Annotated in this window: 15 protein-coding genes; 5 read left to right on the forward strand and 10 right to left on the reverse strand. The window is 41.0% G+C overall.

Translation table 11 applies throughout. The features are described 5' to 3' along the window. Positions 1-46: 46 nt before the first annotated feature. The 3 genes from H8S90_RS03145 to H8S90_RS26385 all read left to right on the forward strand — a co-directional run bounded on the left by H8S90_RS03145 (position 47) and on the right by H8S90_RS26385 (position 3,494). Positions 47-1,924 (forward strand): von Willebrand factor type A domain-containing protein, encoded by a 1,878-nt coding sequence (locus tag H8S90_RS03145; RefSeq protein ID WP_255501785.1) that lies wholly within the window; start codon positions 47-49, stop codon positions 1,922-1,924. Positions 1,925-2,189: 265 nt separating this feature from the next. Beyond that, positions 2,190-3,293 (forward strand): Fic family protein, encoded by a 1,104-nt coding sequence (locus H8S90_RS03150; protein ID WP_187341151.1) that lies wholly within the window; start codon positions 2,190-2,192, stop codon positions 3,291-3,293. Then, positions 3,294-3,494 (forward strand): YfbK domain-containing protein, encoded by a 201-nt coding sequence (locus H8S90_RS26385; protein ID WP_187341152.1) that lies wholly within the window; start codon positions 3,294-3,296, stop codon positions 3,492-3,494. It begins immediately after the preceding gene. A gap of 272 nt (positions 3,495-3,766) precedes the next feature. Here H8S90_RS26385 and H8S90_RS03160 read toward each other — a convergent pair whose 3' ends face one another. From H8S90_RS03160 to H8S90_RS03190, 7 genes are all read right to left on the reverse strand, one after another. Beyond that, positions 3,767-4,390, reverse strand: a complete 624-nt coding sequence (locus H8S90_RS03160; protein ID WP_187341153.1) for an alpha/beta hydrolase — start codon at positions 4,388-4,390, stop codon at positions 3,767-3,769. Between the two features lie 95 nt (positions 4,391-4,485). Beyond that, positions 4,486-5,421 (reverse strand): ring-cleaving dioxygenase, encoded by a 936-nt coding sequence (locus H8S90_RS03165; protein ID WP_187341154.1) that lies wholly within the window; start codon positions 5,419-5,421, stop codon positions 4,486-4,488. Positions 5,422-5,563: 142 nt separating this feature from the next. After that, a complete protein-coding gene (locus tag H8S90_RS03170; RefSeq protein ID WP_187341155.1) occupies positions 5,564-7,024 on the reverse strand; it encodes an alpha-L-fucosidase in 1,461 nt (486 codons plus the stop codon). Between the two features lie 165 nt (positions 7,025-7,189). Further along, positions 7,190-8,812, reverse strand: a complete 1,623-nt coding sequence (locus tag H8S90_RS03175; RefSeq protein ID WP_222852228.1) for a beta-N-acetylhexosaminidase — start codon at positions 8,810-8,812, stop codon at positions 7,190-7,192. Positions 8,813-8,844: 32 nt separating this feature from the next. Further along, positions 8,845-9,168 (reverse strand): hypothetical protein, encoded by a 324-nt coding sequence (locus tag H8S90_RS03180; protein WP_187341156.1) that lies wholly within the window; start codon positions 9,166-9,168, stop codon positions 8,845-8,847. 5 nt (positions 9,169-9,173) lie between these two features. Further along, the gene (locus tag H8S90_RS03185) at positions 9,174-9,314 is read right to left on the reverse strand and encodes a hypothetical protein (RefSeq protein WP_187341157.1); all 141 of its coding nucleotides are present in this window, start codon (positions 9,312-9,314) and stop codon (positions 9,174-9,176) included. A 50-nt stretch (positions 9,315-9,364) separates the two neighbouring features. Beyond that, entirely contained in the window at positions 9,365-9,823 is a 459-nt protein-coding gene (locus H8S90_RS03190) for an RNA polymerase sigma factor (protein ID WP_187341158.1), read from the reverse strand. Between the two features lie 340 nt (positions 9,824-10,163). On the opposite strand from H8S90_RS03190, the gene H8S90_RS03195 reads away from it, so the two are divergent. Next, entirely contained in the window at positions 10,164-10,598 is a 435-nt protein-coding gene (locus H8S90_RS03195; protein WP_187341159.1) for a soluble adenylyl cyclase-like protein, read from the forward strand. 11 nt (positions 10,599-10,609) lie between these two features. Here the strand turns inward: H8S90_RS03195 and H8S90_RS03200 are convergent, their stop codons facing one another. Together H8S90_RS03200 and H8S90_RS03205 are read right to left on the reverse strand one after the other, a co-directional pair. Further along, on the reverse strand, positions 10,610-11,269 hold the full coding sequence (locus H8S90_RS03200; RefSeq protein WP_187341160.1) for a TetR/AcrR family transcriptional regulator: 660 nt from the start codon (positions 11,267-11,269) through the stop codon (positions 10,610-10,612). A gap of 59 nt (positions 11,270-11,328) precedes the next feature. Beyond that, on the reverse strand, positions 11,329-14,061 hold the full coding sequence (locus H8S90_RS03205; protein ID WP_187341161.1) for a TonB-dependent receptor: 2,733 nt from the start codon (positions 14,059-14,061) through the stop codon (positions 11,329-11,331). A 515-nt stretch (positions 14,062-14,576) separates the two neighbouring features. Here H8S90_RS03205 and H8S90_RS03210 point away from each other — a divergent pair. Next, complete coding sequence (locus H8S90_RS03210; protein WP_187341162.1) at positions 14,577-15,047, forward strand: Lrp/AsnC family transcriptional regulator; 471 nt, start codon at positions 14,577-14,579, stop codon at positions 15,045-15,047. A 10-nt stretch (positions 15,048-15,057) separates the two neighbouring features. Here H8S90_RS03210 and H8S90_RS03215 read toward each other — a convergent pair whose 3' ends face one another. Next, the gene (locus tag H8S90_RS03215; RefSeq protein WP_187341163.1) at positions 15,058-15,486 is read right to left on the reverse strand and encodes a hypothetical protein; all 429 of its coding nucleotides are present in this window, start codon (positions 15,484-15,486) and stop codon (positions 15,058-15,060) included. Positions 15,487-15,582 lie beyond the last annotated feature (96 nt).

Below are 15,582 nucleotides of genomic sequence, written 5' to 3' on the forward strand. Positions count from 1 at the left end.
ACTTATGGAATTTTTATATAGGATGCATCCTTCGCCAAAATTGAATATGATGAAGACGAATTTTTTCCTATGGATACTATTGTTTAGCCTAGTTGGCTTTAAACAAAGTGACGGCGATAATCGCACGATAAGCGGCACGGTTTATAGTAAAGAAGATCAACAGCCCTTAGCTGGCGTTGCTATACACGTGGAAGGTAATAGCAGCGTTCATACGGTAACCGACGAGAAAGGTCATTATGCAATTATGGTCAAGCCAAAAGCCACTCACTTAATCTTTAAGATGATGGGTTTCAATACACAAAAGATCACACTTACTGCAGCTAACACCATAGATGTATGGTTGGAGCAACACTCGACGGCATTGAACGAAATTGTCACTTCTGGTACAAGTGTAAGGACACAGGCGTCCTTTAGCCCAGCTCATCATCGCATGCCCATAGCTCCTATGTCCATGCCTTACCGACCTCTTTATCCTGAACACAGCGAAAGCTACCAAAAGATTTCAGAAAATGGCTTTTTAGATCCCCGCAAGGAGCCTTTATCGACTTTTGCAGTGGACGTCGATGCAGCTTCCTACAGCAATGTGCGTCGATTGATCAATGGTGGCCAGCTTCCTCCAAAAGATGCTGTACGCATAGAAGAAATGATCAACTATTTCCAATACGAGCTTCAAGGCCCCGGTAACAGTGATCCGGTAGCTATCCATACGGAGTTATCAGTGGCTCCCTGGAACCGCCAACATCATTTATTGCGAATAGGGCTAAAAGCAAAATCAGTAGATACCAGGCAGCTTCCCCCTTCCCATTTTGTGTTCTTATTGGATGTTTCCGGTTCTATGGTGGGTTACAACAGGCTACCTTTGGTAAAAAGCTCCATGAAGATGTTAGTCGACCAGTTACGTGAAAAAGACCAGATATCTATTGTCACCTATGCAGGAACCGCCAGTTTAAAGTTGGAGAAAGCTAATGGAAATCAAAAAATCAAAATTAAGGATGCGATTGACGCATTGGAAGCCGGTGGCGCCACAGCGGGGGGAGCAGGTCTTAAGATGGCCTATCGTTTAGCCAGGGAGCATTTCATTAAAGGAGGAAATAATAGAATTATTCTGGCTTCTGATGGTGACTTTAATGTCGGTGCTTCAAGCGATGAGGAGATGGAAGATCTGGTAAGTGCCGAAAGGCAAAGCGGTGTGAGTCTATCGGTATTTGGTTTCGGCATGGGTAACCTAAAAGACAGTAAAATGGAAATACTGGCCAATAAGGGCCATGGTAATTACGCTTATATTGATCATATTTCTGAAGCCAGAAAAGCCATGATTACGGAGTTCGGTGCTACCCTCTTCACCGTTGCAAAGGATGTAAAAATGCAAGTTGAATTTAACCCAGCTAAAGTGCAAGCCTACCGCTTAATCGGTTACGAAAACCGTTTACTGGAAAAAGAAGACTTCAATAATGACCAGAAGTTAGGCGGCGACATGGGGGTTGGCCATACGGTTACGGCGCTATATGAAATTGTTCCCGTAGGAGTAAAGGGAGATTTCCCGGGTCATGTTGATCCGCTTAAATACCAGGATGACAACGTCACTCCGATTTTAAAAGGCTCTTCAGAGCTTGCCACCGTTAAATTCAGATATAAAAAACCTGATGAAGAAAAAAGCCAGTTGAAACAGGTTGTTATAGCAGACCGACCAACAGCACTTCCAAAAACCAGTGATGATTTTCGTTTCACCAGTGCCGTGGCAGAGCTGGGCATGCTGTTACGTAACTCAGCATATAAGCAACAAGCTGATTACAATAAATTAATAACACGTGCCAAAGAGGCGAAAGGTATAGATGAAGAAGGGTATCGGGCAGCATTTATCCAAATGGCGGAAGATGCAAAGATGTTAGCAAAAGAAAACGACATCGCCTTCCGAGAAGAATAATATTATGGAGATAACTCCTGTTGTACCCTTTCCAACAGGAGTTATCAGCTTGCGACAAAAACCGTGTTTAATGGCTTACAGAAGAAATTTAGTATGTGTTTTTCCGAAACCCAAAATGTTGAAATGATGCCTTTGTGCGATTTTTTATTTCAGCAGAACACTTGTTAAAAAGCGGTATTGAAATAGGTGCGGAGAATAAATAGAATATTCTCCGCATTTTTGCGGCAAATATTCTATATATTTGCCGTAGACGAATATTTGAGCAATGGCAAAATACATCTATCAACATAAAGACTGGGCAAACTTTACCTGGCAGGACCGCGTAATCAATGCCGTGTTTGGGGAAGTTCGTCATCTCCAAGGAAAAATTGCAGGGCAGATGAGTTCTTTGGGGTTTTCTATGCAGGAAGAAGCCAATCTAACTACACTTACATTGGATATTGTGAAATCTTCTGAAATAGAAGGTGAACAGCTAAATTATGACCAAGTACGTTCTTCTATAGCAAGGCGCTTGGGTTTGGATATAGGAGGTTTAGTGCCAACCGATAGAAATGTAGAAGGTGTGGTGGAAATGATTTTGGACGCAACTCAAAATTATTTGCTACCATTGACGGAAGACAGATTGTTCGGGTGGCATTCGGCTTTGTTTCCCACAGGGCGGAGCGGAATGTATAAAATTGAAGTTGGACGTTATCGCGGAGGAGAAATGCAGATCGTTTCGGGAGCCATGGGCAAAGAAAAAGTCCATTACGAAGCAGTACCCGTTGAATTGGTCAAGGAAGAAATGGACAGATTTCTCGATTGGTTCAACAGTAACCTGAAAATGGACCCGGTACTAAAAGCGGCTATTGCTCATTTTTGGTTTATCATAGTTCATCCTTTTGATGATGGAAATGGAAGGATAGCAAGGGCAATTACAGATTTACTGCTTGCCCGCGCGGATAAGAGCCCGGAACGTTTTTATAGCATGTCCAGTCAGATACTGGTAGAACGGAAAAGGTATTACGAAGTACTCCAAAAAGTTCAACATAGCCACGGAGATATTACTGAGTGGTTAGAATGGTTTCTATATTGCCTAAAAAATGCCCTGCACGAAACTGAAAAGACATTAAGTAAAGTGGTATATAAAGCGGAGTTCTGGAAACTCCACGAGCATACATCATTAAATGAAAGACAGCGCTTGATGTTGAACAAACTATTAGATGGATTTGACGGGAAACTAAAGTCGTCGAAATGGGCTAAAATAGCCAAATGCTCACCAGATACGGCGCTAAGAGATATAAAAGACCTGATGGAAAAGGGAATTTTAAGGCTGGAAGATCAAGGTGGGCGAAGTACGAATTACGAATTGGTAGAACTACCCAAGTGATTGTGTTATGTACTCTACAAAGCAGCGACGGTTGGCCATACGGTTACGGCGCTATATGAAATTGTTCCCGTAGGAGTAAAGGGGAATTTCCCGGGTCATGTTGATCCGCTTAAATACCAGGATGACAACGTCACTCCGATTTTAAAAGGCTCTTTGGTTAGCGCTTGGTGCTCAAGGCATCTGATACACCGCCAATTTTAAATGATAAAAATGACAATAACAAATCCGTGATAAACGCAATCGGTTACGTATTTGGTGATACTAAAAGCTTAATAAAAAAAGCCAAAGAGCCATAGTGATATTTTGCTGGCATGGCCTACTTCAAGCTCATCAAAAATCAAAAAAATGCTCTATATAAAAAGCAATTATTCTTGCTATATAGAGCAATTTCAGCAGCTGATTGCTCAAGTTTTATCTGTTGTACGGCAACCAGCAAGATCAGTTGCAAAGATTATCGTGTAACGATGCAGTACTTATTTCAAAACATGGCTATTTGCCAGGGCTATCTCCTCCGGGGATATACTATGTGTTTTCCCTTTATAGATCTCCAAGGTTACCTGCGCCCCTAATTGTTCCAGGATATCAACACTTTCTTTCACTCTCGAAACCGGTACATGTGGGTCCGGATCGCCCGTTGTAATCAATAACGGTGTCTGCTGAAAATCTCCTGTATAGCGATTCTCCACCAATTCTTCCCCTATCAGTCCGCCGGTAAAGGCAATTACCCCGCCATACTTCTTTGCGTGTCTACCTACATATTCCAAGGTTAAACATGCGCCTTGCGAGAAACCAAGGAAATAGATCTTTTCCGTGGCTATACCGTTTTCTGTTAAATCTGCCACCGCTGTGTGGATGAGTTCCAGAGCGGAATTTAATGCCGGTTGGTTACTGGCTTCGGGAGCCATAAAACTATAGGGATACCAGCTGTTATTAGTTGCCTGAGGTGCATATAGCGCCATACCGGCTATTTTAAGATATTGCTGCAAAGAAATGATATCCTGCGCGCGACCTCCTCTGCCATGAATCAATAACAGCGCCTTATCAGTTTCCGTAAATGGCTTACCTGCCTTTATGAATTGTTTTTGATGCGTGTACATTTGAGCTTTATTAAACCTGTTAAGAGTTAGGATACCTACTCGCTTACGGAAGTAGGTATCTACATTTGCAACAGATACTGATCTGATCAGCACCTTCAGCTTAAGGCAGGAAGAACCTTCTCCAGTTGAGCCCTATAAGGCTCATATTGAGCGGGTAATTTCAAACCTTTTCCCAATTCGTCCACCGTCTCGTCATTGGCAAAGCCCGGGTTATCCGTAGCTATTTCAAAAAGCACACCTCCTGGCTCCCTAAAATAGAGCGAATAGAAATAGTTTCTATCGATCTTTTCGGTGATCTGTAAACCAGCTTCCAAAACTTTCTGACGATAGTGCATCAAAATCTCTTCATTTTCTACCCGGAAGGCCACATGATGTACCGATCCTCCTGCAACATGACCAACTCCCTCTCCAGGAGCTTCTACAATGTCCACTATATGGGCATTTTCAACGGTATCAGTAACGAAACGGTAGCGGTTTACATGCTCGTCCAGCAGATGATATCCTAAAATGTTAGTAAGCACCTCTGCCGTAGCGTCTTTTTTATTTGTAGTAATGGTAATATGGTGAAAACCTCTCGTTGCAAAAGCTTCGCCAACCTCCTCCGTTATCCACGGTTTACGGTTATCCGCTATCTTTGGCACGGTGAGCTCAAACTTCAACCCATCCGGATCAAGGAAAGTCAGGTATTGCTCGCCAAATTTCTCTGCTACTTTATTGTAGGTAACGTTATGCTCTTCAAAACGCTTTATCCAAAAATCCAAGCTTCCTTCAGGTACTGCGTAACCGATCTCTGTAACTTGTCGCGATCCTCTCCGTCCACTTGAAATGCCCTGCCAAGGAAAAAAAGTTAATATCGTACCGGGTGTTCCAACTTCGTCACCAAAATAAAAATGATAGGTTTCCGGATCATCAAAATTTACCGTTTTTTTTACGAGCCTTAGCCCAAGAACACCTGTATAAAAATCATAATTTTTCTTGGCATCGCCAGCTATCGCAGTGATATGATGAATACCTTTTATTTTTTTTTCCATGATTTAATCCTTTCATTAATATGATACAAAAATCGGCATTCTTTTGTTCGTAAAACTTAACCTAGGTTAAGAAATAGGGCCGTTCAACAAAGAAGCGACCCAAAATTTGTGTCGCTTCAACCAATCAAAACCAGACAACCTACTACGTCTTTGCCTTTTCGTATAAAACTTCGCTATCCGCTTTCTCTCCCGAGCTCTCCAACACGATAACTTTTGGTTGCGAAGGTTTTTCTTCCAAATGAATAAGATATTCATTACCGTCGGTTTTGCTACGGTGTGCTTCTTCGGGCTCATACGTATTACCACTATCCGTCAAATCGTACACTTTTGCTATTCCTGTACCTGGGGCAATCTTGATTTTTAAAGCTCCTGATATGGGTACATTAAACACCACTAAATAGTATTTACCCGTTTTTCTACTTTTTGTGATGTACCCCCAATCCTGCTTTTCCAATCCCGCATATTCACAATCATAAATAGCTTCATGGTTCACTTTCATCCACTCGCCAATTTCTTTGGCCAATTTTGTTTCTTCTGGACGAATAGCCCCTTGGCCATCGGGACCAAAATTTAACACAAAGTTGCCATCGAGTGCTACCGCACGTGTCATCATTTCGATGAGCTCGGTGCTTGTTTTTACATGACCGCGCCAGTCCGAATGGTAACCCCATTGGTTCTCGGGCACTGTCATTACGCAGTCCCAATCATTACCATGTACTTCTTCTATCCTCGTTGGTAACTTACGCTCCCAACCCTGTTCGTAATCGCCTATTAAATCACCATTGCTATCAAAGTGACGTCTGCCATTTTCATCTGCACGGAAGCGGCTGCCAATGATCAAACCCGGACGCATAGCACGGAGCTCCGCTTCCAGACTATCGGTAAACTCCGCTTCTGCAATCCATGCTTTATCCCACGTGCCGTCAAACCACAAGCCCTTAGTGGTGGGATATGTAGTTAATAATTCTTTGAGCTGGTTGGCTGTAAAGTCCTTAAACGCTTCATAAGATTGTTTTTCATCCCCACTCTCCGGAACACCAGATCTGTACCCATTGTGGTTCCAATCAATAATGGAAAAATAGAGGTAAACATCGATGCCTACCGCATCATAAGCATCCACAAGTTCTTTTAATGCATCGTTTTTATAGGGCGTATTTGCAATGGTATAATCGGTATACTTACTCGGCCATATACAAAAGCCGTCGTGGTGTTTAGTAGTGATGATAACATACCGTGCGCCCATATCCTTTGCCTGTGCGGCCCAAGCTTTCGCATCAAAATGCTTTGGATCGAACTGCTTATAAAGGTTATCGTAGTCTTCATTGGGCATCTCATTCCAGGAACGGATCCACTCGGCAGCTCCAGGGTAGTACTTGCCGTTCCAATGCCCCCCGGGAATAGCGTAGAGCCCCCAATGGATAAATTGTCCTAATCCGTAATTGCGCCAAGTCTCCATCTGAGCATCGGTACGTTTTCCTAAGCGATGGGCACCGTGTTTTAAACTTACGGATGATCGTTGTGAACTCGCCCCAGGAAATTGAGCTATCGCTTCTTGCAACATGCCTAAGCAAAGGAATAGTATTAAGTAAGTTTGTTTTTTCATTTGTTTATGTAGTGAAGAAGCAAACACTTCTATTTTTCAGTTAGTCTTATTTAATTCAACTGCTGTTCCACCCTCTAGCTTCACGCCGGGGTATGGAAACTTTATATTATACAGAATTATACAGATCGCTTCATTACCTTCCGCTTTAGATGACGAAATAGCGCGTTAATTTTCTTCTGCATTTAAGTCTTTCTTATCCTTCTTAAAATATACCGGTTCCGGGATTTCGTTCGGATGAAAAGGGTTATAAAAGTAGACGTCATGCTGTCGATAAAGCTTGAGATGGCGTTTCAATCGCTCCTCAAATTGTGCATAGCTTTTGACAGCGTCAGCACTCCAAGCGGATTCGGCCAGTGCGGCTAATCTGGGAAATAGCAGATAATCTACACGCTGGTTGTTGGTCACCGTTTCCGTCCACAGGTTGGCCTGCAAACCCAATACTTGTTGTCGCTGTTTATCGTCTTTCACCCAGGTGTCGGCATCAAAATGATAGACATCCTGCAAAGGGCTGTATAAGCCTCCCCATTTCCGCCCGGCTTGATGGCTACTGTCCTGCACAAAGTCAAAGTAGAAGGGTAATCTCGGACAAAGAACAGTCTCGTAACCTTTCTTCAGCGACTGATAGAGCTGTTGTGGTTTATCGTGCCTCCACCAAAAAATAACGGTTTTGTCTTTAGGAAGATTAATATCGGCCATTTCATCCCAGACCAATAATTTTGCATGCATTTGATACACTGAATCCGCCATACGTTCCATGAAATAATTTTCAACCGCCTTCAGGTCTTTTAGCCGGTGATCATGCATCAACCGCTTCACACCTGCGTTTTGCAGCCAACTATCATTACCGAAACTGACTTCATCACCACCCAAATGCAACATATTGGAAGGGAACAACGCATTGGCTTCCCGCAGTATATTGGTTAAGTAGGTGTACGTTTCCGGGTTGCCGGGATCGAAAGTAAATTCCGGATACTGTTCACTCCCTCCCCCGCTATATGCCGGATAGGCACGATTAGCGGCCGTCGCATGTCCAGGCATATCAATTTCGGGAATAATTTCAATATTGCGCTTCGATGCGTAGTCAACGATCTCACTTATTTCTTGCTGCGTGTAAAATGCCGCTGGTTTAGTTTTGTCATGCTGATCCCCCACGCCGCCTACCAATGCCAGCCTAGGATATTTTTTAATCTCTAATCGCCAGGCAGGTTCATCCGTTAAATGCCAATGTAATTTGTTCAACTTATAAAAAGCCATCCAATCAATGATCGATAGTAATTTTTGCTTGCCGATAAAATAGCGTGATTCATCCAACATTAAGCCCCGCCATCCATATCGCGGTTCATCCTTTATTGTCCAACATGGCACAGGCAGAACGGCCTCGGCCATACTTTCGACCTGGCTAATGAGCTGTACTAAACTGGAAGCCCCATTAAATACACCCGCCGCACTGCCTCCGCTGATGATGATGCCATCTTGGGCAATATTCAATTCATAAGCCTCTTCTGCTAGCTGCTCATCAAGTTTCAAACGAATGGAAGATTGTTGATCCAAGCTAGATTTTGCCATCAAAGGAAAACCCTTTAAACGCAACAGTTCCTGTTGAAGATATCGGCCTACATTTTTAAGGTGTTCTTCATCAACAAACAAAGCCGTTTGCCTGTTGAGCTTAAACACATCCTCAGTGTACCCGGCATGCATTGGAGCGGGAATGAGCGGACATTGTTGTTGCGCATGGCACAGTGAAATCGTCAAAAGGACTAATCCGAATTTTATAAAAAGCTTCATCATATCATTAATTTGTCTCCACAAGTATAAGTTTTTTAGTTAACGAGCTCCCACTCCATTTCATCCTGTAAGACCTTCCCATCAGCCTCTCCTTTAGCCTGTATGGTATTTATCCCTTTCTGCAAAGCAACCCCCTCAAATACCCAGTGTTTATCATTTACCCCCTTTGTCCCGGAAACTTCCCTACCATTTACATTCAGCGACACATTATTCAAATTGGAAAACACCTGTACTTTAGTCTGTGCCCTTGTTCGTTTATTATCTCTACGATTGGCGATATAAATTATCGGTTCGGGGTTCCAGTTGGCTTTATACCAATAAAAGCTGTCTTTCTTTTGTTTCCTGTCAAAGCTAACCAAACCCTTTAAATTCCGGGCATTAACTCCTCCTCGGTTCCATATTCCGTTAACATTCCCTTATGGGAAGGGTATTTCTCTGCTAATCCACTGGCCCACTCTTCCAAGTCGCCAATCTTCCCCTCATACCATCCATAGTAACGGTTCATCCCTTGAACATCTGCCCCCAAGAGAAATATTCAACTGATTGGCTATCTCTTTATGGCTTAGATAATGTACTCAACACAAAAATTTCACGCATACGCTTGGGCAAAGCATCCATTCCACCGTCAAGTTGTTGCTGGGCCTGCTTTCCCCTGATGAGAAAGTCTGCCTGTTCCTGATACATATTCAAAAAGCCTTGTAAAGAATTCAAGTATGTTCTGGCATGTTCTTCTTTGCCCAACAGATCAAAAACACGGTTTCGAATGGCCGTATATAAATAAGCCGACAGGTTTTGAGGGGAAAAGTTGTTCTGCTGTACCTTAGACCACATTACCGAAAACACATCCTGCACAACATCCTTTGCTTTCTCTTTATCCCTTAACTTGCTGTATGCGTGCTGGTAAAGCAAACGGTTATAGCGCTTGAAGATTACTTCAAACGCATCATTGTCACCATTTATCAGTCTGCTTACCAAGGTGGCATCCGATAATTTAGTTAGTTCTTCCGCTACCATTCATTATTCATCTATGGATTTTTTATACCCAAAGTCCTATCTGTCGCTTAAAAACCCCCAACCTATATTGGTATCAGTTTAATTGGCGTTATTGGTTAACGATCAATGTCAGAAAAGAAATTCTATTATGACAAACCTTGGTTCAACGCAATCGATTGTTTATTTTACGAAAACGATGTAGTTGCTCAAAAAAAAAAGTGCCTTCTCTTTACATTACATCACATATGTCACCTCAATTTTCAACAAACAGCCTTATACGCTGATATATAGCTATTTAATATTTTTATTATTTAAATTAAAATTATATTTTTGGAAAACCATAAACTACGATCAGCAAAAAATGGAACAGGTAACACAACAGCAAGTAATTGCTTTTTTAAAGCAACGTCAAAGACAACTGTCAGAAGAACTAAGAAGTATTGAAATGACAATTAATTCCATCCTGGGCGGCCAGTCCGTAAGCTCCCCCAGTTACGGATCAGGGACTTTTGGACGGGAAGAAGATTTTCCAAGAAGAAAAAAAGTTATCAAAGCGCTTGTTCCTCAAGAAGAATTCAATCCGAATAGTAAGTTAGACCAAAAAATAAGTTATGCACTTACTCAAATAGGTAGCGGCTATAAAGACGATATTCTTGCCGTTTTAAATAAAGCTCAACCAGAGGCTGATCCATATAAAGTAGAAAAGGCCGTAGCGGTTAGACTCTCTTACTTATTAAAGAATGAATTTATAGATGGTGTAAAACACGGTAGAAGTTATAAATATAGCCTGAAATAATCAGGCTATATTTATCTTTTCTTTGCTTTTTTCTGCTTAATAGCTTCCCTATAATATAAGTCAAGTGTCTGTTTCAATGTTCGAACAATTCGTTCCCGGTCTTTCGCTGAATTTATGTTCAGCTCGCAAAAGGTTGTCCCTACTGTTTGAGAATGTAATATCAGGTAATAAATACCCGCAACATCAATGGCTATTTTAGCTCTTAGATCCAGACCTGTCTCCGCATACAATTTATCAGCATACTTAAAAATATGCCTTCCAAGCTCCTCTCGAAGACGTACCATATTACGCATGATCTTATCACCGCTGATCTCCAATAAGGTAATTTGCTGAAGCTCTTTACTGTTGAAAATCTCTTGAAACTGATTCACCAGCAGATTTTCCACAATATCTTTTGCATAGCTCTTATCCTGCTTAAGTTCGTTTTCAATAATATCGTCAGATACGCTTACATAGTAATCCTTTTCTCTAATATAGGTTTCAATCAAGGTATTTACATCACCAAAATACCTATAAATCAACTTTTTATCCAGGCCAGCCACAGCGGCAATCTTATTAACTCCCAAAGCCGTATAACCATGTGTTTGAAGAACCTTTCCAACAGCAGCTATCAGTTTTAGTTTTGTCCGTTCTTTGTTCCTTATAGGGCCCTGAGGTATTTTCCTTGTCATACTACTTATTCCTCTCCTGGTGAAATATTCTTTTTAATACAAATTCAAAAGCAAAATGTTCAGCGGCCAAACTTTCGTAAGTTATAGGTAAAACTCAACAAGAAGTACTGCCGTAAAATGTTGGACTGCTCATCTTCTATGTAGCGTTCCGTAACTTGACGACTCACCTGAACATTACTATTCAGCAAATCAAAGGCCGAAAGTGTTATCTCGGCTTCCTCTCTTTTAAAGAGTTTTTTGCCGATGGATGCATTCCACAAAAAGAAACGCTGGTCGAACCCCTCCGCCATTCCGGTATTGTAACGGTAATTTAAACTGGATGCGATACGAATACCTTTCCAAAAAATGTAAGTGACGTCATTACGAATGGTTTGATTATAATAATTATTATTTAATCGCTGATTATTACTATTATTAACCATGCTATAATTTCCATTATAGGTAACGCTAAAAATAATCTTCCTGCTGATTTTGCTATTAATTCCGATACGCTGGTTGATACCTTGATTGTAGGTATACGTTAACACGTTGTTTAACAGCCCCACATCACGACTGTGATGTAAATCCGTCCCCAGATTTAACGTAACCTTCAGCGCATCCAAAGGGATACCGAAAGAAATATTTCCTCGAAGGTTGTAATAACCGTTCACATTTTCAGGACGTGTAAATTGCGCTCCCTTTCCCAACAAGACGTTGTCGGCAACTAATGTATCGGCTGTTGCAATAAAGGTTGAGTTTACAATTCGGTTTTGTGTTAACGCCCCGGTTATACTCGCCGAAAAGTTTGCCCCAGAGACTCTGTTAACGCTATTGTAATGGAGATTAACCTGATGACGAAACTCCTGCTTCAAATCAGGATTCCCCCCCGTAATATTGAGTGGATTCTGATTGTTTATCACGTCCTGCAATTGCAGCACATTAGGCGGGTTTGTCCCCGTATTATAATTGAGTCTTAAACGTCTATCCTGTGAAAAGCGATAAGTAAAATTAGCATTGGGCAAATAGTTAGTAAAGCGGTGATGAGAACGAATAATTTCCGGAAAAATCCTATTATTGATCATATCTGCTTGCTGGTAATCCAAACCCACATCTACTAGAAAGCTTTCTTTAGAGAACTGATAATTCAGTCCCGTCCCATAAAAACGAAAATCATTCCGAAACTCATTTGATAACTCTTGGTTTAACAGTTCGTACTGGCCAGTCTCTTCTAAAAAATCATACATTTTTCTATCAGAGTAGCTGTTGTTCGTACGACCATTAACGTTGGCCATCATCCGGGAATGCGCTCCGAGGGGTTCTGTGTACGTTAAACGCCCATTCCATGATTGGCTATTCGAACGACTATCATTCAAATTATTAACGGTATCAGTACGATTTACGGAATCATCTTCATAGAAAACGTTATTGGAAAATGCATATGCTTCATTATTATTGCTGTTGCTATTACCTTGCAAATGCAGGGTAATCGAGCGCCCTTTATCATTTAACCTGAGGCCATAATCCAATGTCCCGCCAATAGTAAAAGCACTATTTTCCCCATTATTTTGCCGCGACGAATGGTTTATCAACTCCTGAGCATTCCCCAAAGTAGATGTTGTGTTAGTGTTATCAGTAACGGCACTGTTGAAATGTATATTCGGACTGAAGGTGAGCCGTTGCGTAGAATCTTTTTTGTACTCTAATCGTATATTAGCCACATGTCCCCGGTTCTTACGGTTGGTCTGTTGAGCGGAAACATTGAACTGGTTAGCATCTTCCCCTATTAAAACCTCTCTATTTGACGTACGCTGTAACTCGTTTTCAGAATTCTCGAAACTATAATTAACATTAAATTGCACATCCTCCCACCAAGTATTATTATAGTTTACCGCGATCCGATGTTGCGTTGCAATACCGCCACCTCCACCACCTCCCCGACCTCTTCCACCGGCTCCAATCAATTCGCTTGAAGAAAAATTTCCCTGATTGATGTTATTCGATACCATATTGGCACTTATCCTTCTATCGCCGCTGAACATATTTACAAATCCACCTGTATTATACCGTTCCTCACTTCCGCCCGCACCAGCCATCCTTCCAAAATACCCCTGTCTTTTATCCGGTTTGGTCACGATATTGATCACCTTACGCCTATTACCATCGTCAAAGCCTGTTAACTTCGATTGCTCACTTTTATCGTCAATAAGTTCTATTTTATCAATAACGTCGGCAGGCAGAGTTTTCAAGGCTACCGCTGGGTCCGAACTGAAGAACTCCTTTCCATCAACAATGATTCGCTGTACGTCTTCGCCCTGGGCCTTCACTTTACCGTCTGCATCAATTTCAACTCCAGGAATTTGCGAAACCAACGCATCTGCATCAGCATAAGGTTCTGTACTAAATGCACCAGCATCAAACACTGTTGTATCGCCTTTTATGATAACGGGTTGTGGTTTTACAACAATTTCCACGGAATCCAAAAGGGTAAAATCTGCCTGTAAGGGTATTAAGAGTTTCTGCGCTTGGCGATCGATGTTGACTAGCCTGTTAACCACTTTATATCCTAAAAAGCTCACTAGCAAACGGTAATTTCCTCGCTGTAATTGACTAAATGTAAACTCCCCTTCTTCACCCGTGCTTATTTGGCGCACAAGAGAATCACGAACGTTATAAAGACTAAGCCTGGCACCTACTAATCCAACGCTATCGATTTGATCAAGCACTTTACCCTTCAAATCGTGTTGCGCATAAACGGGTTTAAAAAAAAGACCTAAGCCAAAAATCAATAAGAAACATAAAAGTATCTGACGCATCAATAATAATTTAGGGGGCCTGTCGCTTATTTAAATGTAAACTGTTTGCTGTTTTAGTAAAAGGTAAGATATAAAATCTCTGATAAAGTTTAAAAAGCAACGGGTTTGTTACTTCATGGTGATATATTGATCTTGATCAATCAGTCGTATTTTATTACTTCGACTAAAGTAAAGGAGTTGACCAGAATGGCACGTTTTCCATCTTACAATACCGGATATTAAACGGCAACAAAGATTCCTTTCGATGAATGGATCCTAACCGATATGAATGAAAACTACTAAAAAAGGCCGTCCCTCAACGAAAGACGACCTTCACCAAACACATGATCTTTATTTTAGGTATTTCTACCTAATGATATAACCCATTAAAAACTATAATATTCTGTAAAAATACATATCAATAAAATAATAATTCAACAAAATTTACACATCAGAAAATAAAACCTACAAACACATAAAATACAGAATTATATACTATTTACATATCTTTGCCATGCGCTTTAAAGAAAATTTTTATGACTGACAAAATAGACAAAATGGATGCCCATATCCTGAATCTCCTCCAACGAGACGCTTCACTCAGTGTTAAAGAAATTGCAGCCTCTATTGGCCTAAGCATATCTCCAACTTTCGAAAGAATAAAGCGGTTAAAAAGAGAAGGCTATATCGAACGTACTGTTGTAATCGTAAACCGTGAAAAATTAGGGAGACATTTATTGGTAATGTGTACGGTAACCTTAAAGCAACAATCGCTGGAAACACTTAAAAACTTTGAAGAGGCGGTTTCTGTATTCAGTGAAGTGCTCGAGATACTCTGTATAGCAGGCAATCATGATTACCTACTAAAGATAGCGGTAAGAGATGTAGAAGACTATCATGTTTTTGTCATGAAAAACTTATCCACCATCCCTAACGTTGCCAATGTAAGCAGTAATTTTGTATTAAAGGAGATTAAAAAGGAAAAGCTTTTGGAGATAAAACTATAAGCACGTTAACTTATTCTTCAACCGGAGCAATGTAAGGCCATAATTTGAGAAACAATTTTTCAGCGTCCTTGTCTTTAAAATAGTCCTCAATAGCAAAACCTTCTAAGGCAACGCTATCATTTATCGGTGTCTCGTTATTGACAGTTTCCAATACATCCACCAAACGTTCACTTAAATTTGTGGTCGGGTTACCGTTTTTTTTAAGATCTGCAAAATCTTTATACGGCGCAAGGTTAACATTTGTAATCGACATGAATACTTTCGCCACATTATCAAGTTTTGGTCCCATGATATTTTCCATATCCACTTCTCCAGATTCCATGCATCTGCTGTCTATAGAGGATACCAGAATGGTCAACTCCAGAAAAACTTCCGGTTTACTTTCCCATTCCCGGTGATAAGACATCAATAAGCGAATTAAATCGATCTCTCTTAACATAATTACGTAGGTAAATTGGTTTAAAATTTTCAGCAACTAAATACTCTTATCTGCAAAAGACTTATATTCCAAACTTACTAATCTATGTTGAAGAAA

Origin of the sequence: Olivibacter sp. SDN3, assembly GCF_014334135.1 — a bacterium.
GTDB lineage: Bacteria > Bacteroidota > Bacteroidia > Sphingobacteriales > Sphingobacteriaceae > Olivibacter.